Source organism: Protofrankia sp. Cr1 (genome assembly GCF_963555865.1).
Classification (GTDB): Bacteria; Actinomycetota; Actinomycetes; order Frankiales; family Frankiaceae; genus Protofrankia.
Window position 1 is genome coordinate 1673 of record NZ_CAUVXO010000127.1, and the last position, 1710, is coordinate 3382.

The window sequence follows — 1710 nt, forward strand, 5'->3', positions numbered from 1 at the left end:
CGATCGTCGCGCGCCCTTTGGCCCGCTGGGCGCCTACCTGACCATCCGGGCCTTCGAGACGTGGATCCACGGCCGTGACATCGCCGAGCGGGTCGGGCTGGCCATGCCGCTGCCACCCGCCGATCACCTCCACCGGATGGCCGACACCGCAATGCGGTGGCTCACCCCAAAGGTACGGGCCGCGCTACCACCTGCTTCCGGGGACGCGACGCTCCTTGTCAACCTCTCGGGCCCCGGTGGCGGCCGGTGGATGATCGGGCCGGACGGCACCAGCGAGATTGCCGGTAGCGGGACGCCACCCGCCACCAGCGCGGCGATGTCCGCGCCCCTGCTCGACTTCTGTCTGCTGGTCGCCGACCGCCGCCAGGCCGGCGACATCGGCGCCGAGCTGGTGGGAGACACCGCGATCGCACAGGCGATGCTCGACGTCGCGCCCTCGTTCGCCGGCGCCTGACAGTTCACCCTCGCCCATCCCGCGCAGCAGTTCACGGGTGCCGCACCGGGTCAGCCTTTGACGCACAGGACGGCCCGCAGTTCCGCGGCGACAGCGACCAGGTCCCGCTGGTTGGCGATGACCTGCTCGACGTCCTTGTAGGCCGCCGGGATCTCGTCGATCACACCGGCGTCCTTACGGCATTCCACCCCGGCGGTCGCCGCGGTCAGATCCTCGACGGTGAACATCTTCTTCGCCTTCGACCGGCTCATCCGCCGACCGGCCCCATGCGACGCCGAGTGAAAAGACTCCGGATTCCCCAGTCCACGAACGATGTAGGACCGGGTACCCATCGAACCCGGGATGATGCCGTATTCCCCAGACCGTGCCGAGATCGCGCCCTTGCGGGTCACCAGCACATCCGCGCCATAATGATGTTCTTCGGACACGTAGTTGTGATGGCAGTTCACCGAGGCGAACGCTCGTTCCCCCGCATACGGACCGCTCTGCGGCGCAACCGGCAGCCGCAGTCCCGGGAAGAAACCATGCAGCACATCCTGGTACAGGCCGAGCATCGTCACCCGATTCAGCTGTGCGTACCGCTGCGCCCAGACCAGATCATGCCGGTACGCCCGCATCTCCGCCGTGCCCGCGAGGAACACCGCCAGATCCCGGTCGCGCAGGTCGCCGTTGTGCGCCAGCCGTTTCGCGATCCCGATATGGACCTCGGCCAGCTCCTTGCCGATGTTGCGTGAGCCCGAGTGCAGCATCAGCCACACCTGGTCGCCGGTATCGAGGCACAGCTCGATGAAGTGGTTGCCCGAGCCGAGCGTCCCCAGCTGCGCCATGGCCCGCTCCAGCCGTCCCGAGACCAACGGATGCAGGTCGGCGAAACCGTCCCAGAGCTCCCGGTGGGAGCGCACCCTGCCCGAGACGGTCGGGTGTCCAAGACGCCCGACCGGAATCACCGCCTCGACCGCGGCGCGTATCGCACCCAGATCATCCGGAAGATCACTCGCGGTGAGGTTCGTGCGGACGGCGGCCATTCCACAGCCGATGTCGACGCCGACGGCCGCGGGCGACACCGCGTCCCGCATGGCTACGACGGAACCGACGGTCGCGCCCTTGCCCAGGTGGACATCGGGCATGACCGCGACATGGTGATGGACATAGGGGAGATCCGCGACGGCGCGCAGCTGGTCGAGGGCTGCGCTGTCGACCTCCTGCGGACGGGTCCACATCCAGATGGGGGTCCGCGCACCCCCGAGTTCGGCAAC

Annotated in this window: 1 protein-coding gene and 1 pseudogene; one reads left to right on the top strand and one right to left on the bottom strand. The window is 68.5% G+C overall.

What is annotated here, in order from left to right; translation table 11 throughout:
- Positions 1-454 (top strand): annotated as a pseudogene (locus U9980_RS12505) (hypothetical protein); the annotation flags it as partial.
- A 50-nt stretch (positions 455-504) separates the two neighbouring features.
- On the opposite strand, the gene U9980_RS12510 reads toward U9980_RS12505, so the two are convergent.
- Positions 505-1710 (bottom strand): RtcB family protein (locus tag U9980_RS12510; RefSeq protein ID WP_322768060.1); only part of this gene is annotated, 1206 nt, incomplete at its 5' end.